Here is a 24,927-nt window from a genome sequence, read left to right as displayed (position 1 = left end):
CTAGCAGGTGCGAGGGATGTCATGATTCACTTACTTTCAAAACCTTCATTAAAAATTGTAGGCTTGTTTTTTTGTTTAGTTTTGTTTCTTTTTTCACTAGCTTTGAGCTTATTTATTGGTAAAACTCCTATCCCTCTACATGTTACAATAGAGGCTATTTTTCAATATGATCCTACCTCTACAGAGCATTTAATCATTATGTCTTCAAGAGTAACTAGGACCATCATTGCTGCTCTAGTCGGTGGTGCATTGGCTATTGCTGGCTTATTTATGCAAGCCTTAACTAGAAACCCATTAGCAGAGCCAGGCATATTCGGAGTAAATGCTGGTGCTGTTTTTTTTGTCGTTTTATTTATTTTCCTTTTCCCCGCACGATCTCTAGTAGAGTATATGTGGGCGGCATTTTTTGGTGCTGGGTTAGCGGCTACTATGATTTATTTTCTAGGTTCAACAGGAAAAGCAGGCTTGTCCCCGGTAAAAGTCGTTCTAGCAGGAGCCGCAGTAACGGCGATGTTTGGCTCTGTGACCTCAGGCTTGCTCATCTTGAATGAGAATGGTCTACAGGATGTGTTGTTTTGGATGGCTGGATCTGTAGCTGGTCGAACGCTAGATATGGTAGTTCCTTTATTACCTTTCCTTTTAGCGGCGTTGATCTTAGGCTTCTTTTTGACTCATCATTTAAATATTTTAACGTCTGGTGAGGATGTAGCCAAAGGGCTAGGACAGAATACGGTCTTAATTAAGGCTTTAACCGTGGTGGTTATCGTTGTTTTGGCTGGAGGGGCAGTTGCTATCTGTGGTGCAATTGGTTTTGTCGGATTAATTATTCCTCATATTGCACGTTATTTAGTTGGAACGGATCATCGTTGGCTCCTACCTTACTGTGCACTACTAGGTGCTAGTCTCCTTTTAATTGCTGATTTAGGAGCTAGACTTATTGTAATGCCTGCAGATATGCCGATCGGTGTCATGACCGCTATACTAGGTACACCATTCTTCATTTACATTGCACGGAAGGGGTTTAGGTCCTAATGAGTACACCTTTCAGACGCTATCGCACCGTTCGTGCAAAATCCAACTGGTTTTCCTTCCATATTGAAAAACGACCGATTTGGCTTATGTTGGGGCTTCTTGTGGGTACACTACTCCTTTTCGTGCTTGCCTTGTCCGTGGGAAGTACGTGGATTAGTCCAAAGCTTGTGCTTCAAACCCTCCTAGGGCAGAGCTCCGAATTCACCTTCATTATTGAAACATTACGCCTGCCACGGGCCATTGTTGCCCTTGCTGCTGGAGCAGCTTTAGGAGTATCTGGAGCTATTCTACAAGGAGTCGTTCGCAATCCACTGGCTTCCCCGGGTATTATTGGCATTACAGGTGGTGCTGGGGTTGCTGCTGTCGCCTTTCTTGTTTACTTTAACGCATCCATTAGCATTAGATTTCTCCCTTTATCTGCTGTTTTGGGAGCAGCCCTTGTCGCCTTACTGATTTATGTCTTGGCTTGGAAAAAGGGAGTAAGTCCGATTAGACTTGTCCTAATCGGAGTTGGTATTCAAGCATGTATGCAGGCATTGACAATCATGATGATCATGTTTAGCCCCATGCATCTAGCTGGACAGGCTTATATTTGGCTGACAGGAAGTGTGTACGGAGCAGATTGGCTAGATGTCTCTCTGTTGTTACCGTGGATTATCATATTTATTCCCCTTGCTTGGATGTCAACTAGACATCTAAACCTTCAGGAGCTTGGAGATGATACGACCACCGGTCTTGGAAGCAAGCTACAGCTTCAGCGCTGTATACTCCTAGCCATTAGTGTGGTCTTAGCAGGAGCGGCCGTTTCTGTTGCAGGTACGATAGGTTTCGTTGGACTTCTTGCCCCACATATCGCTAGAAGGTTGGCAGGAAGATCGTACGGTTACGTCATTCCTACAGCTGCGTTCATCGGAGGATTAATCGTCTTGGCTGCTGATATTGTCGGGAGAACGATTTATATGCCTCATGATATCCCTGCGGGAGTATTTATCTCTGGTATTGGAGCACCTTTCTTTATGTATTTACTGCTTAAAAACAAATTCTAAGAAGCTATGCATTCTGCGTGTACCTATCTCATACTTATCTAAGATAAGGTACACGCTATTTTTTGCCTTTTATCGGAGAAATTCTCTATCTCTACCCTTTCCTTTAATCGTTTTGTTCGGTTATATGTATTGAAAATAGTCGTATAACTCCAACCTCTTTAAGTAAAAAGAACTAGAGGCAAAAGACTTTGCAACTAGTTCTTTTTGATAGGCAACGTATGCTTCCGTGCTTACAGCGCCCAATTTCCGTTTCTGAAAATAGGCTCCTTTTGCCCATCTTGAGTGACACCATCAATGTTAAGCTCCCCTGAGCCAATCATAAAGTCCTCATGGATTAAGCTCTGGTTTACTCCACGCTCTTGAAGCTCTTCCTTAGAAAGAGATGTGCCATCCTTAATATTTGTTGGGTATGCTTCTCCTAGTGCTAGGTGACAGGACGCATTTTCATCAAAAAGGGTGTTATAGAAAATCAAGTTAGATTGGGAGATCGGAGATTGATGAGGCACTAAGGCAACCTCTCCTAAGCTCTTAGCCCCATCATCTGTATCTAATAATCGCTTCAAAGTCTCGTACTCTGTTTCTGCTGTGAAATCTACAACCTTACCGTTCTCAAATGTAAGCGTAAAGTTGTTTATGAGTTTCCCTCCATAATTTAGAGGCTTTGTACTACGTACCGTTCCGTTAATCCCGTCCTTGTGAGGCATTGTGAAGACTTCTTCTGTAGGAATGTTTGGGTTAAACGCTGCCCCATCCTGACTCACAGCTCCTCCTCCAGCCCAAACATGATTCTCCGGTAAGTCAAGGGTCAAATGTGTGCCTGGTCCTTCAAAGATAAGCTGCTTATATTGCTTCTTATTTAGGTACTCTACTTTTTGGCTAAGAGTGGCATTATGCTTCTTCCATTCCTCAATTGGGTTTTCCTGATTGACACGTGTCACCTGATAGATCGTTTCCCATAGCTTCTCGACAGCTTCTTCAACAGGTAGATCAGGGAAGATTTTAGATGCCCAAGCTGGAGTAGGCACAGAAACAAGACTCCAGCGGATGCGATCAGCCATCATGTAGGAGCGATATTTCTGCAGAGCCAATGCCGCGGTCTTATTCGCCTTGGCAATTTTTTCAGCATCTACATCCTTAAGTAGGTCTGGATTTGGGGAGTAGACACTGATGACTGCTGCCCCGTTTTCTGCCATTTCCTCATAACCCTTTGCCTTCCACATCGGGTATTCCTCAAACGCTTCATCTGGAGCATTTTGATATTTAATGAGCGTTAGATCCTCATCATTCCATTCTACATGAACGTTTTTTGCTCCTACTCTGTATGCTTCCTTCGCCAGCTTTCTAACAAAAGGGGCTGCTAACAAAGGAGCGTTTATAATTAGAGTTTGACCCGGCTGTACATTTGCCCCTGTCTGTACGGTTAATGCGGCATACTTCTCTAAGTTCTGCTCAAAAAAATCCATCTTCATTCCTCCTTAACATCAATATTTCCAGTTCTTTCATTTTCAGCTATTTAGAATAGTTTGTTCTTACATAGATTAACATATGCTTCACGGAAAAGCATTCCTTCCACCCCTTTATATTTTAAAAACAAAACATAACAGCTTGAAATAAGTCCTATGACAAGCATTATCGGATCACATTTTTGTTTTTTATGGTACCATTACTATACAAACAGTTCATTGAACTATTCCTATTTCATGAGTAAAGAATTAAACTATAGAAACAAAAGCTTTTCTCTGGGGTTCAAAAAGGGAGGAATCAAGTTGAAGGCCATAGATAAACAGGTTATTCAGGAACGGTTAGATCGCTTTCAAGGAGTGGAAGCGTATATCCATCTAGAAACAACGAATGGGGCATATGCCTCACATCGTTTTAACATGCCTAATGTAGGTGTATTTGTACGTAACGCAAAGGTTCGAGTCCAGCAAGCAAAAATTCAAGGTGCTGGAAGCTACAGAGTAGGGGTTCAAATTGAAACAGGCTGGATATATGCCGAAGGAATTACGTCCTATGATGAGCATAAAGAACAGCTCTTATTATATGGATTCGATGATAAAGGTAAGCTTGCTGTTGCTTTACAGCTTAGCCAGCAGCCTTTTGGAGAGGAGGCGTTATGATGAAAAAAGAGCGTCATGTGCTATTAGTGTTTCCTCATCCTGATGACGAGGCATTTGGAACGTCAGGGACAAGCTTAATGCATCATGAAAATGGGACTCCAGTAACTTACGCTTGCTTAACATTGGGACAAATGGGGCGTAATTTTGGTGCTCCACAAATTGCGAATCGAGAAACACTTCCTGTTGTGCGTAAGGAAGAGCTTAAGGCAGCCTGTGAAGTGATGAAAATTAAGGATCTACGTCTACTAGGTTTCCATGATAAAACCTTAGAGTTTCTTGATCCGGAACGTGTGGCTGATCCAATTGAAGAGCTACTGAACGAAATCAATCCATCTTTGGTCATCACTTTTTATCCAGGCTATGCGGTTCATCCTGATCATGATGCTTGTGGAGAAGCGGTTGTACGTGCGGTTAGGAGACTCCCTGAGGAAAAACGCCCTACCGTTCATGCTATTGCCATTACCAATGATCGTTTTGACGTGTTAGGGCAGCCTGATGTGATGTACCCTGTAGACCAATACATTGATCAAAAAATCAAGGCGATTCAAGCCCACCGCAGTCAATTTCACGAAGCAGCCGCTATCTTTGATCAGAAGATTAAAGAAGGCGATAAAGACGCTATCCAATGGCTTAGCTATGAGCGCTTCTGGACGTATCCACTATAGATAGTCTTTGATGAACGTATAGCAAGAATATTAGCTAGATCATTAAGAACATATCTATCGTATAAGCTTCTTTGTAATAACCACCATATGAAAAAACAGGTTACCTTGAAGGTAGCCTGTTTTTCTATGTGAATGCTTAATCTTTTTTATTGCTTCTTTTTCTTAGCTTAACCTTATTAGTCTGTTTTCTGCCTTTTTCTTGAGAGAACTCAGACTTGTTTGGACGATCATCACGAGCTTCGAACTTACGGCCACCCTCTTTACGACCTCCATCTCGATTCCCTCGCTCATTTCTTCCTCTGTCACGACCTCGATCATTACGCCCTCGATCGTTTCTTCCTCTTCCAGAACGGAAATCTGAACGCCCTCCGTAGGAGGATGTGCGTTTTTTCTTCACGCGAAGAGGAGCTTCCGCCGTCAGCTTCACTGGAGTATCCTTTTGCTCCTTCAACGACATTTTTAAAGCAGCCGCAACAACAGTGACTGGATCAGCCTCTTGAAGCAAGGATTCAGCCAGCCCTTGTAACTCTTTAAGCTGACCTTTGTCCATCGTTTCCTTCAGCTTCTCGATAGCTAATGTATAGCGAGCTTGATTGGCTTCAGCTGTAGAAGGAGCTGCTTTCTTGACCATCTTACGTTTCGTTACACGCTCAATAGTTTGTAAATGCTCTAACTCACCTGGCGTGACAAACGTTAAAGCCATACCTTCCTTACCCGCTCTTCCTGTACGACCGATACGATGTACATAGCTCTCAGGGTCTTGAGGAAGGTCAAAGTTAAATACATGGGTTACACCTGAAATATCTAAGCCTCTTGCCGCTACATCTGTAGCAACTAGGATAGAAATAGCACCACGCTTAAACTTACCGATCGCACTGTCTCTTGCCCCTTGCTTTAGATCTCCATGAATCCCTTCTACGGCATAGCCTCTAAGCTTTAACGCTTCATTTAACTCATCAACCCTACGCTTAGTCCGACCAAAAATAATCGCTAGCTCAGGCGTATGGATATCAAACAGACGACATAGCACATCAAATTTCTGCTTCTCATGAAGCTCAAAATAGATCTGTTCGATGCTAGGAACGGTCATTTCCTGTGCCTTTACCTTAATGGAAACAGGATCCTTCATGAATTTTTGCGAAATATCCTTTAATCGACTAGGCATCGTTGCTGAAAACAGCAGAGTTTGACGCTCAAGCGGAATTTCCTTTAGAATCAGCTCAATATCCTCAATAAAGCCCATACTTAGCATTTCGTCAGCTTCATCTAGGACAACGGAATGAATCCCGTCTAAGCGAATCGTTTTTCTCCTCATATGGTCCATAAAACGACCTGGTGTGGCTACGATAATCTGAGGCTTTTTCTTTAGATCCCTAATCTGTCTACCGATATCCTGCCCACCATAAATAGGTAAAGCGTGAATATCCATAAATCTGCCTATCTTATTAAGCTCCTCAGACACCTGAATAGCAAGCTCCCTAGTTGGAGCTAGCACAAGCCCTTGCACCTGTTTATTAGAGGTATCCATGCTTGAAAGTAAGGGAATGCCAAACGCTGCTGTTTTCCCTGTTCCTGTCTGAGCCTGTCCAATAACGTCCTTACCTTCTAATGCGTAAGGAATGATTTGTTCCTGGATGGGGGTTGCTGCTTCAAACCCCATTTGAGTCAAACCTCTCACAATGAGCTGATCTAACTCCATTTCATAAAAAGTAGTCATTCAAATACTCCTTTATTCCCAATTTTGCTAAGAGAGTCTCTAGCGCATCTCGTAACTTAAAGCTTATCTATGGCATTTCCGGCCTGAATGTACCACAGAAATGATTTTGCACTTGTTCTCTCTTCATACTATTTAAAACTATACCCTATAAAGCTATTCCCTATTATACAGCTAATTTGGTCTTCCTTCCAAACGAGTGAAGAGAAAGAATCAACCTGCATTCGAAACCGCATTAAGAAAAGCTTCTATAGAAGCCCTCTCAAAGAAGTCGTCTAGTCCATCATTAGAGGAAGCTTTTCATGCCGTCAGAAAGTATAAAATTTGAAGAAAATATGATATCAAATTTTATACTTTCTTAAACGTTAAAAAAGGGCACTTATTCCATCTTCCTGCTAGGAATAATATGCCCCTTCTACTGCTATTGTATGATTAGCTTTCGATTATAGACGAACAACGTTTGAAGCTTGAGGTCCACGATTGCCTTCAACAATTTCGAATTCAACATCTTGACCTTCTTCAAGAGTTTTGAATCCTTCACCTTGGATAGCAGAAAAATGAACGAATACATCGTCTCCGTCTTCACGCTCGATAAATCCGAAACCTTTTTCTGAGTTAAACCATTTTACTTTTCCTACCATTTTGATGGCCTCCTTTATAGAGTAATTATTAAAAGCTGAATACCGCAAACAATCATTTCGTCCTTACTCAAGAGGCCGGAAATATGTTTTCGATTTCAAAACTTTTGACTAATTTATGGTATCATATTCACGTTTAAAATGCAAATTCTTTTGAATAGAACAATGCTCAATCCGCTCGTTATTGCTCAGGACTCTGAGCCCACGATAAAAGAAAGCTGCTGCGAAAAAAGCCGAATATTTACAGGCGTTTCCATATACGTTTCTCCATCCGTATCGGCTTTCATTTTTCTATCTGTTTGCAGACGAACTCGAGATGTTTGTCTATATTGCCAGACATCTGGATTTGGCTCAAGAACCTCCGCACCTTTAGCACTTAGAAATTCTCTTAACAGCGGAAGCCCCGTTTCCTGGATGATAATCACATCAAGTAAACCATCATTTAACGAGGATTCCGGTAGTGGAAGCTGGTTGGTTCCAATAAAAGTTCCATTGGCTACAAGAATCATCAGAGCCTCGTCCTTAATCGTTTCCGAATCTGTCTCTAGCTCAAAGGAAAAAGATTGCGACTCTGGAAGAGTTTGTAGCACACTGATATAATAGCTGATTTTACCAAATAAATCCTTTGTTTGTTGATTAATGTTCTCTGATGCTTCGGTAATCAAGCCGATGCCAAAGAAATTACTGAAATATCTATCATTCATCTGGCCGATATCTACCTTCATACTTCGCCCTTCTTGAATAAGCTCCGCTGCCTTTGTTAACTGCTGAGGAATACCTAACGCCCTAGAAAAGTCATTACATGTTCCCCCAGGCAATATTCCAATCAGCGGGGGCTGATTGAGGGAAGCTAAACCATTGATACACTCATGAACCGTTCCATCTCCACCTAAAATGAGTACCAGATCATACGACTCTGCTCTATCGCGACAAATGCGTTCTGCTTCACCCTGCTGCTGAGTCTGTATAAGGGTCAACTCTATAATACACTCCGCTAATATTCCCGTTATAGCTTCAAGCTGCTTGCGCTTATCCGCTTGACCTGCCTTCCCATTCATGATCAATAGAGCCTTCGAAAACATGCTTCACACTCCCTTAATCAGAATCGTCTCCACCTTGAGGCCCTTTTGTCAATGATTCGTTATGCCAGATCTTTGCTTCTCCTGCTCCTGAGCAATAGGCTGTTTAGCGTCGAGGAGAAGGTACAAAATACTATCTGATAACGCCTCCCAGCTCGCCTCAACAACGTTCGTAGATACACCAAGCGTACTCCATGTCTGTTTCCCGTTAGAGGACTCGACGAGAACACGTACCTTAGCAGCCGTTGCTTCGTTTTCATCCAAAACACGTACCTTGTAATCAGAAAGATACATGTCTTTAATATCTGGATAGTGATGCTCTAACGCTTTACGCAGTGCGTTATCCAATGCATTCACTGGACCATTCCCTTCTGCTGCTGTATGCACCACCTGATCAAAAACCCTGAGCTTAACGATCGCCTCTGTCTTCATCGTCTCACCAGCTGTTTTTTCCGTCAGGATTTTAAAGGATTCAAGTGTAAACGAATCCTCTATGTCGTACATATCCTTACGCAGTAGAAGCTCCAATGACGCTTCAGCTCCTTCATATTGATAGCCCTCGTGCTCCTTCTGCTTGATTTTCTGTACCAAATCCTTTCCTACTGGATTGGATTTATCTAAATCAAGCTTCATTTCCCGGGCTTTAAAAAGCAGGTTACTTTGGCCCGAAAGTTCAGAGACAAGGACTCTCCGTTCATTTCCAACCTGTTCAGGCTCTAAGTGCTCATAAGTCTGTGGAGTCTTTAAAATAGCACTTACATGCATGCCTCCCTTATGGGCGAAAGCACTCCTGCCAACAAAAGGTTGATTATTTGGTGGAGCTACATTGGCAATCTCATGAACGTAGCGTGACAGAGAAGTTAACTGCTGAAGCTTTTCCTTCTCTACACAGCGAAATCCTAGCTTTAATTGCAGGTTTGGAATGACCGAAATTAAATTGGCGTTTCCACAGCGTTCACCATAACCGTTCATTGTCCCCTGAACCTGTGTGGCTCCTGCCTGAACACCAGCTAAAGAGTTGGCTACGGCACATTCCGAATCATTATGACAGTGCACACCCAAAGGAATGTTGATGTGCTGCGAGACCGTACTTACTATATTCCCCAATTCTTGAGGAAGGCATCCTCCATTTGTGTCACATAACACAATCCAATCGGCTCCTGCTCTTTCAGCTGCAGCTAAAGTCTCTAAAGCGTAGGTTGAATTTTCGAGGTATCCATCAAAGAAATGCTCCGCGTCAAAAATCACCTCAAGCCCATGTTCTTTTAGAAAAGCTATAGATTCATAAATCATAGCTATGTTCTCTTCAAGCGTTGTTTTGAGGGCATGAGTCACCTGGAAGTCCCATGTTTTACCGAATATCGTAACGGTTTCAACACCACTTTCCAGAAGTTTCTGTAAATTTATATCCTGTTCAGCCGAAACTCCCTGTCTCCTTGTGCTACCAAAGGCCGTAATCTTAGCATGGCTTAAGGAAAGCTCCTTCGCTTTTTGAAAGAACTCCATATCCTTAGGATTACTACCAGGCCATCCTCCTTCTATATAATGCACCCCGAATTGATCCAGCCTCTGTGCAATTCTTAATTTATCGTCAACAGATAAACTAATTCCTTCTCCCTGAGTTCCGTCTCGCAAGGTTGTATCGTAGATCCATACCTGTTGCATCCTACTCCCCACTCCCTTATTCGAAAGACTAGGCAATCTTCTCTATATTCTGATTGCTTGATTGATTTATTGCATTAAAGTATAGCACAGCCTATACGCTCTGGCTAGGTCAAATTAGCCCTCAAATTCCGTCATGGAAAGCGATTCCTCTTGCCTTAGAGCGAAGAAGGCAGAAAAAGGTCAGAGGTTTGAGAAATGGGCAGATGGCTGGTGAATTGTGTCCGAATCATGAACACCACCTTTCTTCTCCCTAGACCTTGACCAACTTAATATTGAATCTGCTATCCTCTTGAACTATAATCTATATGATGTGCTTTGATAACAATTCTCATTATCACAAAGTGATCAGGAAATGTTACTTAATCATAAATAAAATTTTACAACTACGGAGGACTCAAACGATGAATAAAAAGCTTTGGTTATTGGCCTTGTGCCTAACTTGTCTATTTGTCTTGGCTGCTTGTAGCCAGCAAGCAGAGGAAGCACCAGAAACGGAAGCTCCTGCACAGGATGCTACTTCGGAAGAAGAACAAACTGAGCAATCAGAAACAGCTGATGCTAGTCGCTCCATTGAGCATGTACTTGGTGAAACAACATTAGATCAGCCCGCTCAAAAAATCGTGGCTTTAGAGTGGACGTACGCGGAGAATCTTTTAGCTTTAGGTGTAAAACCAACCGGAGTCTCCGATATTGAAGGCTATAATACTTGGGTACCCGGCGATACTATTCCCGATGATGTAGTCGATGTAGGAACTCGCCAAGAACCTAATTTAGAAGTAATTGGTCAATTACAACCTGATTTAATCATTGCAGCCAAAAGCCGTCATGAAGGGATTAAAGATCAGCTTGAGTTAATTGCTCCAACGATCTTTTTTGACTCTTATCCTGCGGATGAAGAGTTTGACCAATATCAAGAAATGGTTGAAACATTCGAGAAGATTGCTGTAGCTGTAGATAAAGAGGATCAAGCTAAGCAGGTTCTTCAGGATTTAGAGCAGGTGTATGCGGACGCAAAGGAACAGCTATCTGAAGCTAATCTATCTACAGATGAGTTCGTTATCACTCAGGCGTTCAGTGCAGCACAAACACCAACCTTACGTTTGTTTACCCCAAATTCAATGGTTTCGGTTATTTTAGAAAAAATCGGCTTATCAAACGCCTATGAATCAGAAGCCTTTGAGATCTATGGATTTACTCAAACTGGAATTGAAGCTCTTCCTGCTTTAGAGGATAGTAATTTTATCTATATTGTGCAGGAGGATGACAATATCTTTGAGAATCAATTAAGCGGAAACGCAGTATGGACTAACTTAGCTTTCGTTCAAGAGGATCGGTTATACGCCCTGCCTGGAGACACTTGGACATTCGGTGGGCCTTCTTCAGCTAAAACGTTAGTGGAGCAGGTCGTTCAAACAATGGTTAATAATGAGTAAAAACTCAAACAGTAAGTCCTCTTGGTTTTTCCTAGGGGGCTTCCTTCTTTTACTGCTACTGTGCCTTATCCACCTTACACAAGGACAGGCTGGTTACACAGCCGGTATGCTACTAAGGGAGGTCTGGCACGAAGGACGTGTACAGGATATCGTCTTAGGACTTAGGCTTCCTAGGGCAGTCATTGGTATTCTAGCTGGTGGTGCTTTGGCCGTGGCAGGAGCCATTCTACAAACGTTAACCAAAAATCCACTAGCTTCAGCCAGTACACTTGGACTTAACGCGGGGGCGTACTTCTTTGTCGTGTTAAGTATGATCTTTTTTCCAGGATATTTAAGCAAATTCCCCTTTCTAGTTTCCTTTTTAGGGGCTGCCTTCTCTGCTGTTCTTATGGTTCTATTAGTAGGGAAAATGCTTGAACCGGTTCGAGTAACGCTAACAGGGATGATTATATCCTTGCTTTTTGCTTCTGTAACAGGAGCCTTGCAGCTTATTTTTGAGAATGAGACGAACGGATTGTTTTTATGGGGTTCCGGTACACTCATTCAACTTGATTGGGGCGGTGTTCAATTTGCCGCTCCGGTTATTCTATTAGGTGTCATTCTTGCCCTCATTGTTTCTAAATCACTTGATCTCCTTTCTTTAGGAGATGATACCGCACGTTCATTAGGACAATCTGTGCTACTTGTGAAGGGTACAGCATGGTTTACAGCCATTTTATTAGCTGCCGTTACGGTCAGTGTAGTCGGACCTATTGGTTTCATCGGTCTAATGGCTCCTCATATTGTAAGACTGTTGGGGATAAGAGAACATCGAGCATTGATGGTACACTCTTTCCTTTGGGGGGCTGTTTTGTTAGTCGGGGCCGACGTATTAGGACGCTGGATTTCGTCGGCTAGTGAAATTCCTGTTGGTGCTATGACAGCCTTAATAGGGGCTCCTTGGCTAATGTATCTAGCGTATAAAGCAGGGAAGGAACATAAAAAAGGAGAAGGACGCCTAGGTGGATACAGCTGGTCTATCCCCTATCCAATGATCCTACTTGGACTGGTATTTATAACTATAGTCATGCTTGTTGTATCCATTTCCTATGGAGGGACAACTTTCTTTACCCTACAGAACTGGATGAATATGGACTTTACAGCTCCATTTGTTTGGGAATTCCGGATTCCACGCATTTTTACAGCGTTCCTTGTTGGTATGCTATTAGCGATGTGTGGTGTTCTGTTGCAGGGCGTACTTAGAAATCCATTAGCTGACCCTACGATTATGGGAATTACGTCTGGTGGAGGAGCAGGGGCCTTAATTTTCCTAGTTCTTCTGCCAACTGTTTCTATTCAGTATCTTCCGGTAGCTGCCATGATTGGTTCAGGTGTGGCCATTACGGTCATTTTACTTGTGACATGGCGCTCTGAGTGGCAGCCTGTATTATTAGCTTTAATGGGGGTATCCGTATCCGCTATTGGAGCTGCCATCATTCAAATCCTGATCGTTAAGGCTAAAATTGGTGTTGCTCCCGCTCTAGCTTGGCTAGCAGGAAGCACGTACGCCAAAGGCTGGGATGATTTTAAGCTACTGCTTATCGTGGCGCTTATAGCCATTCCTTTAGGGTGGCTGATTAGCAGACGTTTGGACACGATTGCCCTAGGAGATGACGTTTCTATTATTCTGGGCATGCGCGTTCCTCGCACCAAAATTTTAGCGATTCTAATCGGTGTAGCTGTAGGAGCTGCTAGTGTCTCAGTGGTAGGAACGATAGGCTTCATTGGGTTATTAGCACCACATGCAGCGAGAAGAATGGTAGGGATTGAGCACCGTCGTTTGCTACCCGTAGCTCTATTGCTAGGAGGTATTCTTCTAGTGGGAGCCGACTTTTTGGGACGTTTTGTTCTAGCGCCTAAAGAGATACCGTCTGGCTTGGTTGTCGCTTTATTAGGCACACCTTATTTATTATATATCATGAAAAAATCCAGCAAAAAGAGTTAGGCATCACTCATCACATGTGACTTAAAAGAAGCAAACCGAATGTTTTAAACGGTTTGCTTCTGCCTTTTATCCTAAATTGGAGCTTAGATAGACCTCTTGCTTTTGATCCTCTGTAAACCCTATGTATCTTAAAGTCATGGATGGGGATGAATGGTTAAAAATATCCTGAAGAAGTACGATATCTGTCCCTTTTTTATAGGCATGATAACCGAATGTCTTTCTTAACGTATGGGTTCCAATCTCTCCAGTAATGATCCTACCCTGAGCATCCCGCTCCACAAGGCCGATCATTTCAGCCGCTTGATTAATAATTCTGTACGCTTGATGTCGAGTAATCGCTTTGTTTACTCCCTTCCTACTTTTGAAGACAAAATGCTCAAGCTCTAGCTCGGGTAAGCTGTCTAAGTATTCCTGAGCTGTTTTCTTCACAATTTTGCCTAAATAGAAGCGCTTTGTTTTCCCGGTTTTCTGCTCTTTAATCGATACGTATTCCTTTACTACTCCATCCGGTTTGGCCATGTCCTTAATTTTCAATTTTAAGATATCACTAATTCTTAAGCCCACATTAATACCTAGAATAAAAAGAAGTTCATTTCTCAAGGAGTCTCCGCGCAACAGCAAACGAATAGCTCGAATTTGCTTTTTTGATCGTATCGGTTCTACAGAAACCATAGCTCTCTCTACCTCCTGAATGCCTTATTTTTTAGTATAGAACTATATTATGTTACTATACTTTTTTTTAGAAAAAAATAAATCAGTGCAGATGGACACTGATTTAATCAAATTTTGAAAGTAACTTAAATTTATTTTGTATAAAAGGCTCTAAAATAAGCCATCTTATTGATAACTGGAATGGTCAACCATTTAATAGCATACATAATATTGAACAGTTAGGCAAGTCTTAAAAGTCCTTTCGTTCCCGAATCTATTGACTTTTCCCCGCCCTTCACTACATGTACATATTTTGAATCTAACATTATAAATTTAAGTTACATTCAAATATAGTGAAGGGAGCATGAAATGTTTTACAAAACACTTAAAGAGTTACAGGCTGGCGACATTATTAATGAGGATCTTTACCACAATGATTCATTACTTATTAAAAAAGGAACAGAGTTACAGCCACAGTACATTACAAAGCTTAAGCGATTTTGCATTGATAAAATCGCCATTCTTGCGCCTTTGCAAAAGATATCTGAGCAAAAAATCCACACATCCTTCGAGCAAATAATCAAGCAGGTAGAGCAATCACATCCAGATAAAAAAACCTCTCTTACTTTCTTTTATCAGACAGCACAGCATTTGTTATCCGAGAACAGATATGGCTTAGCGTTAAACAGTGAAGAACAGCTTTCGATGGTCATTGAGCAATTTGAAGCATTAATGCAAAACTCGTTTATTCATGGACTTTTCCTGCAGCTCAAGGATTGGGATGAATACACGTATAAGCATGTGGTTGATGTGTTTGTCTTAGGCATTTTATTTGCTAATTATCTAGGCTTACCTAAGCTTTCCTTTATGGCCAAGGCTTGTCTATTGCACGATGTTGGTAAGCTCTCTGTTCCCCTTTCCATTATTCAAAAGAATGGAGCTTTAACCTACGAAGAGTTTGAGCTTATGAAGCAGCATTCAATCAAAGGAGAGACTATGCTCGACACAGAAGAAGAAACAAACGGGATAAGCTACATTGTCCGCCAGCACCACGAGCGCCTTGACGGGACAGGCTATCCTGATGGTTTAAAAGAGGACCAAATTGACAACTACACTCGTATTCTCATGATTGTCGATGTCTATTCTGCCCTAACATTGGACCGTTCTTATCAAGCGGCCAAAGGTAGTCAAGAAGCGTTAAGTATTATGTCTCTAGGACAAAGCAAGTTTGATACGGTGTACCTACGCAAATTTATGGATATGCTGCACATCTATGCGAAGCACTCTATCGTAACACTTTCATCTGGAGAAAAAGCTCAGGTTCTTGAGGCCAATGATTACTATCCTTACCTTCCTAAGCTGCGAAACCTTACGACAAAAGAGATAGAGCGTTTACCTATTAATCTATCTACTCATATCTCCAAAAGCACAATGCTCCCTCAGGAGGCCCTAGAACAAGGTGTACTACACGGAAGTAACTTTACATATGAGCAATTTGTACAAGAGCTGTTAGCAGGAGATTATTTTCAAGCGTCCCACGTATTCCGTGATTTAACACATCAATTGCAGCTTGATCAGGTGTATACTGACTTGATTTATAAGACCCTTCAAGCTCTCATTCATAAGCTCAATGAAGAGGAAATTTCCCTTTCGGATCTGTATCTAGCGTTTCAGGATATCAATCAGCTCGCTTTTCACAACCTCGATAAGATCAGGGGAAGCATTGATACAAAACGAAAAATTCTGATCGTTACTCCCGGCATTCAAGACATGCCTTTCATCAGCCAATTTATCCAGCATTGCTTTCGTTTAAAGGGCTGGGACGCCATTGTAATGGAGCATCAGCTGGCTATTGTAGATATCGCTAAATTTATGAAACGCCATCACATTCACTATGTGTGTACCTTTTTAACCCCAATGAGTGATGTAGAAGAGGTTGAATTGTTCATGCAGGTTTTTAAACGTTATTACCCACAATATGTGGTAACGTTATGCACGGAATTTTACCAAAATAACTTCACCATGAAAAACCATTCTGATTTTCATGGTACCCTAGAAGAGCTAATGGAGAAACTGGCTGTTTTTTATTCAATGACAAACAATGGAGATTTCTTACACTTCGTTCCCTATACAACGAGTAACTCCAATGTTCACACTCCTTCCATGCTTACCCTAGAATAATACTCTCTACCTGTGCTGTTACAGAAGGCTATCCTACAAGTAGAAATTTCTGCTTAAGGACGGCCTTTTTCTTTTTCTTCCATTTCCTTTTCTTTTATCATAAAAATCCTTATTATTTCATATGGACTTAGAAAGGATATCTGCGATGAAGGAAGAAGAAATATATAGAGAAGAATATTGTGATGGTAAAGCTTTGACAAGGACGTGCTGCTAAAAGGACATTCCTTCAATAAGCTTGCAAAGGAGGAGAGGGCTCTTGCAGCTTGAAAGTAGAGTTAACAAAGAAAAAAGAGGAAAAAAAAGAAGGTGGAGCACCCTTTCTTATTGGATTGGTCTAGTGGTAGGGGTAATAGCAATCGTGGTTATTTTGGATCTTATGAGTATCGTACCTAGCGTTTCTAATCTTTCAGGGTTAGCGTCTGGACTAGGTCAAATGGAGAATGTTCTCTTTCCCATGACGCTCCTTTTTCTTTTGCTCGCCTTTTTCCTTACCGATGTAAAAACGAATTATCTATCCCTACGAGCTTTTAAGCACTCTCCACTAGGTGCATTATCTATCCATATCTTATTAATCTTTGGGTTTCTATTAATGTTGACTGGTCTTGCAGCTACGAAAACAAATTATGGTCAAACGGGAGTGATTACAGAGGATTTGCAGCTTGGTTTAATACAAGGTGGTAGCTCATTAGGTATTGGTATAGCCCTTATTGGTCTGTATATTTTGCTTAGGAAAAGTCTAGTCGCTACCCCTAGCGAAGTACCTAACCAACACACAACTCAGGTTATGGAAAAAATGGACGACATCAGCCAGGAGTTAGAAACGATTACAACTGATTATGACCTACTAAATATGAAGCGCCAAGACTTAGAGGAAAGAATAAATAAAATTGAAGAAGAGTTACGTGACATAAAGAGCTCCCTTTAAAGCTTTTCAATCCAAGCCTTCAATTATTTAGAATAAAATTCCTATAAAAAGTCGTATAGATGACACTTTTTTATTATTTCACACCAGGAGGACAACCTATGAAGCTCACAGCATATAATAACTATATATTTTATTGGATAGCCTCTACTCTATCATACTTTGGAACTTACGTGACCTCCCTTGCTCTCCAAGTCTTGGTCGTAGTTCATTTACAAGGAAATACAATTGATGTGGGCTGGATTAATGCGTCAAGGTGGATCCCCTACGTGCTACTTGGCTTAATGGCAGGCGTTCTTATTGATCGTGTCAGTCGTCGCAGTGTTCTCATCGTTACTGATTTTGGACGCGCAGCCCTGCTAGTCCTCATTTGTCTTTTGACTGTGCTGGATGTAGTCAATGTTAGCTTTCTCATGATCATCATGATGCTTTTTGGCGCCCTGTCGTTATTTAATGACGCGGCCAGTCAGTCTTTTGTCCCTCAGCTAGTACCAAAGGACTTGCTCATGCCAGCCTACGCACGATTAGAGCAAAGTGCAGCAGTCGCTGAAACGAGTGGACCAGCCGTTGCGGGAATGCTGATTGCTGTACTAAGCGCTCCATTCGCTCTGTTAGCAAACGCAGGCACTTATCTTTTCTCAGGATTCGTTATGGCTTCAATAAAACACAGCACTAGACAAGAGGCACCGCAAAAAGTAAGTTTTAAAGAGCAAATAAAGGATGGGTTACGCTGGGTGTATCATCATCGCTACTTGAAAACGTTAGCTTTGAATACACATGCTTGGTTCCTTTTTCACAGTATGATTGGAGCCATTCTTGTCACGTTTGCTCTCACTGAACTAGGATTCAGTGCTTCAACCTTCGGGTTTGTCATGACAGCAGCTGGAGTCGGAGCTTTACTTGGTACGACATTGTCTACTAGGCTTAATCTTCGCTGGGGAATTGGACGTAGCATGGCTATTGCTCGTCTTCTTTATTGTCCCGCCGTTATCATCATGGTTCTAGCCCCATCTGCTGAACAAGGCAACCTACTGCTGTCTACATTTGTCTTGATCGGCGTAGGACAATTCCTTTATGGATGTGCATTAGGAATCGAAGGTCCTCTCGAAATGGGGTATCGGCAAACCATTACTCCATCCCACTTGCACGGACGTATGAATGCCACAATGCGCTCTATCAATCGCAGTATGATTGTTATAGGGGCACCGCTTGGTGGTTTGATCGCCGATATGTTTGGCTTTCGGGCAGCCCTTGGTGTTGTTATTGTTGGACTAGCCGTTGTTGGCATTTGGTTTTTCTTCTCTCCTATGCGCCATGCTCGGCTTGACGAAACTGAAACTACGGATAAACCTCTTAATCAATAAGGTATAGGGCGAAAGAGTTTGACACTGTTATGTTTTTATGCTATTATTATTCTTAATGTTTTTTCGGAGATAGTAGCTTTTTGGAAATAGTGTAAGTTGTAAGGACTGGCGTTCTGCTAGGTTTTAATCAAGACTTATTCAAACTGGATCGACTTCGGGGTCGTAAGGATGTAAGAGAAGGTAGGGCTTACGTCGTTTAAGTAGTAAATCGACTGTAGAATTTATCCGCGGCAAACCATATCCTCTAAGACGAGGAATGTAAATAAAAGTACTGTAAAAGTACTATAAAAATGAATCACAATGAATCACTACACTTGTTAAAGTTACCATACATGTATATCTCGATAAACACTAAAGCGGACTAAGCTAATCTTAGTCCGCTTGTCTAATTTATGGCTAGTTTTTATGACAGATATTCCATCATGTAAACTATAAATTATTTTGTACAGGCACAATAAAAAACAGGAGAACAATAGTTAAAAAACTATAGGCATATTACAGTTTTTATTTTATATGATACACCTTTAATTGGTTCCAGGTCTGCTTCCAATTTTTCTTTGTTATTCTATCCTCGTAAATAACAGCTCTTTCTGTATCTTCAGTAAAATAAGGTGTTGGCTTCACCTCCATATTTATAACATCCTGAATTCCACATGGTGCTGTTAAAATGACGTTATTCTGCTTATCTAACGTAAGCCCTAATGCTGTTGCTGTTTCAGGGAATTTGGAGATTGCGTCTACAGATGAAGAGTACGGCTGATTGTTATTAATAATATGCATTCTTGCCTGATTTTTTACCGACCAGGGAATGGTTGAATTCATCTCTTTCAGTTTTTGTTCCAACTGTTTTTCTACTTCTTCATCTACACAGCTCATATCAAAATAGACAACATCTACATCAGGCATTGGGGTTCTTTCAGTAAAACCGTGGAGAATATCCCATATTTTTGAGCGGACAAATCCAGCACAGACCCACCAATCTGGCAAGCGTAGAAATTTAGCAGTTTGGAGAATTCCCATCATCCATTCGTCCTCTTTTATTAACTGAATGATGTCCTCTTCCGTTTCTAGTTTCATGACCACATCACCTTTCTAAAAAAGAACGTATATTCTCATTATAACTGACCACACTCAGTCTTGGAAGAAGATATAGGATGTTTATCGCAAAATTATGTTGAGAAATCAAAAGAATTGTTATTAAATGTGGATAAACAAACATAATCTTACATCTTTAGGATATATTCAATGCAAATTTAAATAAGGGGGGGTAGAGTGATTGCTTAAAGAGCGAATATTGTAAGAGCTTGAACTGCGTCATTTAGGGCAGAAAATTTGCCCGCATTACCGAGTTTAAGCGAACCTTCGATTTCAAGTTTACCCATAGTTTCAAGGAAGCAAGCTTGATTCGGTTCTTCGAATGGTGAGGATCTATTTCCAAATATTATTTTTTTATAGTTAGCGTCATAAATCGTTAGGATAAGTCGTTTACATTTATATAGTAGATTAGCTCCTTTTCGTAGATCTCCTACTTTTCCATTGCAGGTAATTTAAAAAAACTTATCGGTACATACATAGATACTTGCCATTAAAAGAGGGTGGCTTACAAATAGTTAAGGAGGTGTACTGTGTTATCAATTAAGTGGAGCTAATCTATTTATATATCATTGGAGCAAAAAGTTAGTGTCAAACGTTTTATGGGAAACTACTTTACTCTTTTGTATATAAGGAAAAATCACTTTCAAAATAAAAAATTCTTTTACAATACAATTTAAAGGAGGATAAAAATGAAAAAGTTATTAACTTTTATGCTAGTAATAATGATGATAATATCCACAGGATTAACTGTGTTTGCTTCACCGACAGAAAGTTTTGACACAGATACTTTAAATTTTTATGAATCTGAGAAAATGCATTATTTTGATTATATTCCAGAAGAATTAATTGAAAAGCATCAAAAAACTATTGAATTGGCAGATTTGTATTTGAATGAACTATATGGAGAGCATGCAATGCTGTCAACAGATGATAATTTTGCACTAGATATTTATTGTAAGGGTATTTCATTAGGTTTGTATCTAGACTTAGAAGATGAGAGTATTAAAGCAGCTTTAAGGAATTTTACGAATGATGCAGCCCAATTTTATATTAATCATGAGGCTATCTCAATGTTTAGTGAAGATGTTCAACCAACCATAGAGTCAACTGAACCATATGAACCACATAATCCATCAATAAGTCCAATGTTAGATGCAGGTAGGTATAATGTCAGCAGGGCAGTTCAATATGCACGCACTTGGACAGAAGAGGGAAAATCGATTAAATGTATTTATGTTCACTAAAGGTGTTATTGGTGTTGAGCTTTTAAACAAAGATTTTGTCCAGCTAGATGAACATATTTTTTTATATAAAACAAATAACGTAACCCCTTTGGTTGAATATTATGAAGCCAACGGATATACTTTTGATGACCAGTTTGGTTCAGGATATGTTTTTTATCAGAATGATAAGCGTGTTAATTTCAGCACGCAGGCAGTTACTCGTTGGCATTCAATCATGATTACAAACTAGTAATCTAGTTAAGTATTGACCGAGGTATTTCAGTCAACACGGTCAACTCCTAGGTTTTCCCCCGGAGTTGACTGTGTTGACGATTATATAAATGTACCTTTTAATAACTTAAAGAAAAAAGAGCTGCCTTTTTCAAATAAAACCACCTAATATACTCATATCATGCAATATATGTATTAAGTATTACAACAAAAAAAGATGACTAAGCTACAGCCACCCTTTTTCTTCCGCAATAGTTATTGCTTCAATTCTGTTTTTCGCCCCAAGCTTGGCAAAGATCTCAGAAAGATAATTCCTCACCGTCCCGGAGGATAGGAACAGCTCCTTAGCAATTTCATTCGCCGTCTGCCCATCAGCGGCCAGCTTCAAGATTTGCCTTTCTCTATCTGTCAATGGGTTGGTATTCTCTACTACCCCAAACAACAGCTCTGGTGAGACCTCCCTGTGCCCCTGCGTCACTCTGCGAATCGACTCCGCCAGCTTGTCACTTGGGCCATCCTTGAGTAAATACCCCTGCACACCAGCTTTTACCGCTCGTTCAAAATAGCCTGGTCTAGCAAATGTTGTTAAAATAACAACCTTACATGTACTCCCCTGCTTTTGCAGTTCTTCTGCTACCTGCAGCCCCGTTTTAATCGGCATTTCAATATCCATCAGACAGATGTCCGGCTTATACTGCTCCACAAGCCCAAGGGCTTCTTGCCCATTTGCCGCTTGTCCAACAACCTCCAAGTCATCTTCAAGATCCAAGAGAGAACTCAGAGCTCCTCGTAGCATTTGCTGATCCTCAGCTATCACAATTCTTATCATCAAAGCTGCTCCTCCTCTTGGTTTTGCCTAATGACGATCGGGACGGTCATTTTCACTGTGGTTCCTTGATCTACTTTAAGCGAGAGCCTTCCATCAATAAGAGAAAGACGTTCTTTTATCCCATTTAAGCCGTTACCATGATGGTTTACTTCTAATGCTCCTATGCCATTATCCTTCACAACTAAGCTTACTTCGCCCTCTGCTTTCTTCAATTCTATGAGACAGCTAGTAGCTTGGCTATGCTTGACTACATTTGTAACGGCCTCTCTCAAGCAGAGACTGAGGATATTTTGGGTGAGCTGTGAAGCATCTTTCAATTCCACATCTCCCTTATATTTCGGCTCAATACCAGCAGCATTTAAAATGGCTTCCACCTGTACAAGCTCTTCTGCTAACGTCATTGAACGCATGTCTGATACAAGCTCTCTGAGCTGCTTCAAGGCGATACGCGAGGTGGACTCGATCTCTTTCGCTTCAAGCTTCGCTTTTTCTGGACTTTTCGTTACAAGCTTTTCAACGAGTTGGCTTTTCAATGTGATAAGAGAAAGGGTATGTCCGAGTGTATCGTGCAAATCACGAGCAATTCTCGTACGTTCCTCTCTTTTGACTAGCTCTTCAATTTTCTTTTTGGCTAAATCAAGCTCACTTCTCAGCTCCATCTGTATATACATAGATCGAGTAGCAAACGGAGCAAAAATCATAACAAGACAAAAGACACCTAGCATAATCATGTCCGCTCCAAGCTGACTGGCCTGAATCATAGCAGACATAAAACCGAGTAAAATGACAAGGGTTAAAGCTAACCAAGCGATACGAAAGTTTCTTTTATTTGCATGCCATCCAATAAAGTTAGCTGGAAAGAAGCCCATCAGCATATTAAAAGGACTATACCCTATCGTTAAAATAACAATAATCCCAAGCTGCAAGGCTATCCAATAAGGGAAGGTCTTTCCGTTCACAGCAAAGTACAATTGCCGATAGCTAATAATAAAGATAGCCAGCATCATAAAACCAAAAAACTGTTTTGCTCCCGATGTCCCCAACATATAAAATATAGGAAAGGCAAGATACAAAAGGAATAGCAACGGGAAGAAGCCAAATTCCTTAGGAAAAAGTTGAAATTCTTTGAGCTTGCTACGCAAATCTATCACACTGCCTACACCGCTTCCTGCCTTTTACTAATATAAGTAGATAGTAACATAAACAGGACTAAATAACCGAGTAAAAACAAGACATTTGTTAATTCAGGTAAATCTCCAGCTGCTAAACTCCATGAGCCACTTCTAAAATGATAAGAAGGAAGCATTTGACCAATATTTTGGAGAAACTCAGGTAATACCTCGGCAGGCATCCACATCCCACCTAGTAAAGCTAGCCCTAGATAAATAAAATTACTTACTCCACTTGCCGTATCCACTCGCTTCATTGTCCCTATTAATGTACCTAGACCTAAGAACGTAATAGAACCAAAGATAATCCATAATCCACTCGTTATCCATTCCATAGGAGTAAGGGAAACATCATTAATCAAGTATCCAGCAACAAAAATGACCACAACAGAGAATATGTGAACTACTGTTTGACCGATCATTTTGGCTAAAAAGTAAAAGCTGCTCGGCAAAGGCGTCGTTTTCATTAAGGTAGCAAAGCCCTGTGTACGCTCTTGAACGTTACGAATACCTAAGGAAAATATCGCCGAACCCATAACACTGAACGTGGCCATAGACATCAGGTAGAACGCTCCCCATCCCTGATCTGCTTCAGTGCCTGTGTTGAAGATATTAGTGAAAATATAGTAAAACATAATGGGCAGTAATAATGACATAATGATATAAATTTTACTTCTAAAAAGACGAATAATCTCTGCTCTTGATTGTACCCATAGCATGTTCATGTTAGACCACCTTCTCATTTCCAAGTGTTAGTTCCTCAAACGCCTGATCAAGGCTTCCTCCGTCAATTTTCAGCCCTTGCAGCTTCACGCCTTGAGCATAAAGAGCTGAAACGACTTCATCCGTATTCTCTGTTACGATATAAATACGCCCCTCTTCACGATATAGATCCGTTGCTCCTGGAAGATTACGCAGCATACTATCTTGATGATTCTCTTCAGCAATGAAGGATACAGTTTGCTTGGTCAGCTTATGCTTAACCTCTTCTGGTGAGCCATCTGCTACTATTTCTCCTTGGTTAAATAGGATGATTCTGCCGGCCATCGTATCAGCTTCCTGTAGGTAATGTGTGGTGAAAATGACCGTTTTACCCCGCTTGGCAAAATTCTTAATCTGATTCCAAAACAGAGTACGTGATGTTGTGTCCATGCCCACTGTCGGTTCATCTAGAAACAATAGCTCAGGATCTCCTGCTAGAGCTATAGCAAAGCCCAGCCTACGTTTTTGCCCTCCAGAGAGCTTTTCTACTCTTTTTTTCATTTCCTTCTCTAATCCAGCAATAGCAAGTAGCTCCTCCTTGCTCATAGGCGCAGGATAATAGGATCGGAACAGGTCGATGACCTCTCCTACATTAAGCCCATCCAAAATTTGTACTTCCTGTAGCATCACACCAATTTTTTTCTTCACAGCTGTGTCCTTGGGCGGCTTATCAAAAAGTCGTATTGTTCCTTTCGTACATTCTAGAAGTCCAAGCATCATGGAGATCGTGGTCGTTTTACCTGCTCCATTTGGTCCTAATATAGCTGTAATACTTCCTTTTTTAATTGAAAAGGATACATCGTTAACAGCCGTACTACCTTTGAATACTTTGCTAACATTTTGTACCTTTAGTATTTCTGTCATTTATAGCACCTCCGACTTATTCTACTTTTATTATACGAGCCAGCCCTTCTCACTTATTAGTACATAGTGTCATGACTTCCATATGACAAATGTCATAATCTATGCTCCGAGCATGGATGATGTACACTTATGACTTCTGTAGAATGAAAGGTCATAGAGGGTAGAAAGGATAGTGGTCACTTACGTCGAATAAGTTATACGGTGTTTAAAATCGCTAAAACAAGAAACAGTACAGTGATATATACTACGCTTAAAAGCTG

At 41.0% G+C, this 24,927-nt stretch carries 22 protein-coding genes; 11 read left to right on the top strand and 11 right to left on the bottom strand.

Annotation, left to right across the window (positions count from 1 at the left end; genetic code table 11):
- The first annotated feature begins 21 nt into the window (after positions 1 to 21).
- Together J2S11_RS04545 and J2S11_RS04540 are read left to right on the top strand one after the other, a co-directional pair.
- Positions 22 to 1,032 (top strand): FecCD family ABC transporter permease, encoded by a 1,011-nt coding sequence (locus J2S11_RS04545; protein WP_307391534.1) that lies wholly within the window; start codon positions 22 to 24, stop codon positions 1,030 to 1,032.
- Positions 1,032 to 2,078, top strand: coding sequence for a FecCD family ABC transporter permease (locus J2S11_RS04540; protein WP_307391531.1), 1,047 nt, complete (start codon positions 1,032 to 1,034; stop codon positions 2,076 to 2,078). Before J2S11_RS04545 ends, J2S11_RS04540 begins: the two co-directional genes overlap by 1 nt.
- Before the next feature lie 230 nt (positions 2,079 to 2,308).
- Here J2S11_RS04540 and J2S11_RS04535 read toward each other — a convergent pair whose 3' ends face one another.
- Entirely contained in the window at positions 2,309 to 3,541 is a 1,233-nt protein-coding gene (locus tag J2S11_RS04535; protein WP_307391529.1) for an aminopeptidase, read from the bottom strand.
- A 303-nt stretch (positions 3,542 to 3,844) separates the two neighbouring features.
- Between J2S11_RS04535 and J2S11_RS04530 the strand changes: the two genes are divergently transcribed.
- Complete coding sequence (locus tag J2S11_RS04530; protein WP_307391526.1) at positions 3,845 to 4,198, top strand: DUF1806 family protein; 354 nt, start codon at positions 3,845 to 3,847, stop codon at positions 4,196 to 4,198.
- Positions 4,198 to 4,863 (top strand): bacillithiol biosynthesis deacetylase BshB2, encoded by a 666-nt coding sequence (bshB2, locus tag J2S11_RS04525; protein ID WP_307391523.1) that lies wholly within the window; start codon positions 4,198 to 4,200, stop codon positions 4,861 to 4,863. Before J2S11_RS04530 ends, bshB2 begins: the two co-directional genes overlap by 1 nt.
- Before the next feature lie 136 nt (positions 4,864 to 4,999).
- Here the strand turns inward: bshB2 and cshA are convergent, their stop codons facing one another.
- The 4 genes from cshA to cimA all read right to left on the bottom strand — a co-directional run bounded on the left by cshA (position 5,000) and on the right by cimA (position 9,959).
- Complete coding sequence (cshA, locus tag J2S11_RS04520; RefSeq protein ID WP_307391521.1) at positions 5,000 to 6,580, bottom strand: degradosome RNA helicase CshA; 1,581 nt, start codon at positions 6,578 to 6,580, stop codon at positions 5,000 to 5,002.
- Positions 6,581 to 7,020: 440 nt separating this feature from the next.
- Positions 7,021 to 7,218 (bottom strand): cold-shock protein CspD, encoded by a 198-nt coding sequence (gene cspD / locus J2S11_RS04515; protein ID WP_307391518.1) that lies wholly within the window; start codon positions 7,216 to 7,218, stop codon positions 7,021 to 7,023.
- A 185-nt stretch (positions 7,219 to 7,403) separates the two neighbouring features.
- Complete coding sequence (locus tag J2S11_RS04510) at positions 7,404 to 8,297, bottom strand: diacylglycerol/lipid kinase family protein (protein WP_307391516.1); 894 nt, start codon at positions 8,295 to 8,297, stop codon at positions 7,404 to 7,406.
- A gap of 48 nt (positions 8,298 to 8,345) precedes the next feature.
- Positions 8,346 to 9,959 (bottom strand): citramalate synthase, encoded by a 1,614-nt coding sequence (gene cimA / locus J2S11_RS04505; RefSeq protein ID WP_307391513.1) that lies wholly within the window; start codon positions 9,957 to 9,959, stop codon positions 8,346 to 8,348.
- A 401-nt stretch (positions 9,960 to 10,360) separates the two neighbouring features.
- Between cimA and J2S11_RS04500 the strand changes: the two genes are divergently transcribed.
- Together J2S11_RS04500 and fhuB are read left to right on the top strand one after the other, a co-directional pair.
- Entirely contained in the window at positions 10,361 to 11,392 is a 1,032-nt protein-coding gene (locus J2S11_RS04500; RefSeq protein WP_307391510.1) for an ABC transporter substrate-binding protein, read from the top strand.
- Positions 11,385 to 13,376 (top strand): Fe(3+)-hydroxamate ABC transporter permease FhuB, encoded by a 1,992-nt coding sequence (fhuB, locus tag J2S11_RS04495; RefSeq protein WP_307391507.1) that lies wholly within the window; start codon positions 11,385 to 11,387, stop codon positions 13,374 to 13,376. The genes J2S11_RS04500 and fhuB overlap by 8 nt, the downstream gene beginning before the upstream one ends.
- 66 nt (positions 13,377 to 13,442) lie before the next feature.
- Here the strand turns inward: fhuB and J2S11_RS04490 are convergent, their stop codons facing one another.
- Positions 13,443 to 14,048, bottom strand: a complete 606-nt coding sequence (locus tag J2S11_RS04490) for a site-specific integrase (RefSeq protein ID WP_307391503.1) — start codon at positions 14,046 to 14,048, stop codon at positions 13,443 to 13,445.
- 348 nt (positions 14,049 to 14,396) lie between these two features.
- On the opposite strand from J2S11_RS04490, the gene J2S11_RS04485 reads away from it, so the two are divergent.
- The 3 genes from J2S11_RS04485 to J2S11_RS04475 all read left to right on the top strand — a co-directional run bounded on the left by J2S11_RS04485 (position 14,397) and on the right by J2S11_RS04475 (position 18,494).
- Positions 14,397 to 16,208: an HD-GYP domain-containing protein gene (locus tag J2S11_RS04485; protein ID WP_307391500.1), complete on the top strand. Its 1,812-nt coding sequence runs from the start codon at positions 14,397 to 14,399 to the stop codon at positions 16,206 to 16,208.
- 256 nt (positions 16,209 to 16,464) lie between these two features.
- On the top strand, positions 16,465 to 17,133 hold the full coding sequence (locus tag J2S11_RS04480; RefSeq protein ID WP_307391498.1) for a hypothetical protein: 669 nt from the start codon (positions 16,465 to 16,467) through the stop codon (positions 17,131 to 17,133).
- Positions 17,134 to 17,231: 98 nt separating this feature from the next.
- Entirely contained in the window at positions 17,232 to 18,494 is a 1,263-nt protein-coding gene (locus J2S11_RS04475; protein ID WP_307391495.1) for an MFS transporter, read from the top strand.
- 504 nt (positions 18,495 to 18,998) lie between these two features.
- Here J2S11_RS04475 and J2S11_RS04470 read toward each other — a convergent pair.
- Positions 18,999 to 19,571 carry a nucleotidyltransferase family protein gene (locus J2S11_RS04470; protein ID WP_307391493.1) on the bottom strand — a complete coding sequence of 191 codons (573 nt, stop codon included), beginning with the start codon at positions 19,569 to 19,571 and terminating at the stop codon, positions 18,999 to 19,001.
- 707 nt (positions 19,572 to 20,278) lie between these two features.
- Here J2S11_RS04470 and J2S11_RS04465 point away from each other — a divergent pair.
- The gene (locus tag J2S11_RS04465; protein WP_307391491.1) at positions 20,279 to 20,833 is read left to right on the top strand and encodes a hypothetical protein; all 555 of its coding nucleotides are present in this window, start codon (positions 20,279 to 20,281) and stop codon (positions 20,831 to 20,833) included.
- Complete coding sequence (locus J2S11_RS04460) at positions 20,778 to 21,062, top strand: hypothetical protein (RefSeq protein WP_307391488.1); 285 nt, start codon at positions 20,778 to 20,780, stop codon at positions 21,060 to 21,062. The genes J2S11_RS04465 and J2S11_RS04460 overlap by 56 nt, the downstream gene beginning before the upstream one ends.
- Before the next feature lie 207 nt (positions 21,063 to 21,269).
- On the opposite strand, the gene J2S11_RS04455 is transcribed toward J2S11_RS04460, so the two are convergent.
- Genes J2S11_RS04455 through J2S11_RS04440 form a run of 4 tightly spaced genes read right to left on the bottom strand, consistent with a single transcriptional unit; the run spans position 21,270 to position 24,667 of the window.
- Positions 21,270 to 21,872, bottom strand: coding sequence for a response regulator transcription factor (locus tag J2S11_RS04455; RefSeq protein ID WP_307391829.1), 603 nt, complete (start codon positions 21,870 to 21,872; stop codon positions 21,270 to 21,272).
- Positions 21,872 to 23,023, bottom strand: a complete 1,152-nt coding sequence (locus J2S11_RS04450) for a sensor histidine kinase (RefSeq protein ID WP_307391485.1) — start codon at positions 23,021 to 23,023, stop codon at positions 21,872 to 21,874. Before J2S11_RS04450 ends, J2S11_RS04455 begins: the two co-directional genes overlap by 1 nt.
- A 5-nt stretch (positions 23,024 to 23,028) precedes the next feature.
- Positions 23,029 to 23,766, bottom strand: a complete 738-nt coding sequence (locus J2S11_RS04445) for an ABC transporter permease (protein WP_307391483.1) — start codon at positions 23,764 to 23,766, stop codon at positions 23,029 to 23,031.
- 1 nt (position 23,767) lies between these two features.
- Positions 23,768 to 24,667, bottom strand: a complete 900-nt coding sequence (locus J2S11_RS04440; protein ID WP_307391482.1) for an ABC transporter ATP-binding protein — start codon at positions 24,665 to 24,667, stop codon at positions 23,768 to 23,770.
- Positions 24,668 to 24,927 lie beyond the last annotated feature (260 nt).

Origin of the sequence: Bacillus horti (assembly GCF_030813115.1) — a bacterium.
GTDB lineage: Bacteria > Bacillota > Bacilli > Caldalkalibacillales > JCM-10596 > Bacillus_CH > Bacillus_CH horti.
The sequence above is the reverse complement of the archived record's forward strand: the minus strand, read 5'-3'. Positions and strand labels throughout refer to the sequence as shown.

Bases quoted from the DNA above. Each gene is read 5' to 3' on its own strand.
- bshB2 (WP_307391523.1), top strand. From the start codon at position 4,198: ATGAAAAAAGAGCGTCATGTGCTATTAGTGTTTCCTCATCCTGATGAC.
- J2S11_RS04470 (WP_307391493.1), bottom strand. From the start codon at position 19,571: ATGAAACTAGAAACGGAAGAGGACATCATTCAGTTAATAAAAGAGGAC.
- J2S11_RS04535 (WP_307391529.1), bottom strand. From the start codon at position 3,541: ATGGATTTTTTTGAGCAGAACTTAGAGAAGTATGCCGCATTAACCGTA.
- J2S11_RS04500 (WP_307391510.1), top strand. From the start codon at position 10,361: ATGAATAAAAAGCTTTGGTTATTGGCCTTGTGCCTAACTTGTCTATTT.
- J2S11_RS04490 (WP_307391503.1), bottom strand. From the start codon at position 14,048: ATGGTTTCTGTAGAACCGATACGATCAAAAAAGCAAATTCGAGCTATT.
- J2S11_RS04475 (WP_307391495.1), top strand. From the start codon at position 17,232: ATGAAGCTCACAGCATATAATAACTATATATTTTATTGGATAGCCTCT.
- cspD (WP_307391518.1), bottom strand. From the start codon at position 7,218: ATGGTAGGAAAAGTAAAATGGTTTAACTCAGAAAAAGGTTTCGGATTT.
- J2S11_RS04540 (WP_307391531.1), top strand. From the start codon at position 1,032: ATGAGTACACCTTTCAGACGCTATCGCACCGTTCGTGCAAAATCCAAC.
- J2S11_RS04465 (WP_307391491.1), top strand. From the start codon at position 20,279: ATGAAAAAGTTATTAACTTTTATGCTAGTAATAATGATGATAATATCC.
- cshA (WP_307391521.1), bottom strand. From the start codon at position 6,580: ATGACTACTTTTTATGAAATGGAGTTAGATCAGCTCATTGTGAGAGGT.
- J2S11_RS04440 (WP_307391482.1), bottom strand. From the start codon at position 24,667: ATGACAGAAATACTAAAGGTACAAAATGTTAGCAAAGTATTCAAAGGT.
- J2S11_RS04460 (WP_307391488.1), top strand. From the start codon at position 20,778: ATGCACGCACTTGGACAGAAGAGGGAAAATCGATTAAATGTATTTATG.
- J2S11_RS04510 (WP_307391516.1), bottom strand. From the start codon at position 8,297: ATGTTTTCGAAGGCTCTATTGATCATGAATGGGAAGGCAGGTCAAGCG.
- fhuB (WP_307391507.1), top strand. From the start codon at position 11,385: ATGAGTAAAAACTCAAACAGTAAGTCCTCTTGGTTTTTCCTAGGGGGC.
- cimA (WP_307391513.1), bottom strand. From the start codon at position 9,959: ATGCAACAGGTATGGATCTACGATACAACCTTGCGAGACGGAACTCAG.
- J2S11_RS04545 (WP_307391534.1), top strand. From the start codon at position 22: ATGATTCACTTACTTTCAAAACCTTCATTAAAAATTGTAGGCTTGTTT.
- J2S11_RS04455 (WP_307391829.1), bottom strand. From the start codon at position 21,872: ATGATAAGAATTGTGATAGCTGAGGATCAGCAAATGCTACGAGGAGCT.
- J2S11_RS04445 (WP_307391483.1), bottom strand. From the start codon at position 23,766: ATGAACATGCTATGGGTACAATCAAGAGCAGAGATTATTCGTCTTTTT.
- J2S11_RS04485 (WP_307391500.1), top strand. From the start codon at position 14,397: ATGTTTTACAAAACACTTAAAGAGTTACAGGCTGGCGACATTATTAAT.